Genomic DNA, 235 nt, shown 5'->3' with positions numbered 1-235 from the left:
CACCGTGTTGATAACGCGGGGGTCGTTGGTTCGAGTCCAACCAGCCCTACCAGTCATACCTAGGGGGATTAGCTCAGCTGGGAGAGCACCTGCTTTGCAAGCAGGGGGTCGTCGGTTCGATCCCGTCATCCTCCACCAAAGTTTTACTCGAAAGTGCAAACGTAAGCCGGTCAGTGACTCAGGTTTAGGTTTGATCTTTTAGCGATCAAAGCTGTTTCGTTCTTTAACAATCTGG

1 tRNA gene is annotated in these 235 nt (G+C 51.5%); it reads left to right on the top strand.

Annotated elements, in window-relative coordinates:
- Window positions 1-62: 62 nt before the first annotated feature.
- Window positions 63-138: transfer RNA gene (locus VM94_RS18660), tRNA-Ala, on the top strand.
- Window positions 139-235 lie beyond the last annotated feature (97 nt).

Source organism: Janthinobacterium sp. KBS0711 (assembly GCF_000988085.1).
Lineage (GTDB): Bacteria > Pseudomonadota > Gammaproteobacteria > Burkholderiales > Burkholderiaceae_D > Janthinobacterium > Janthinobacterium lividum_E.
The sequence above is the reverse complement of the archived record's forward strand: the minus strand, read 5'-3'. Positions and strand labels throughout refer to the sequence as shown.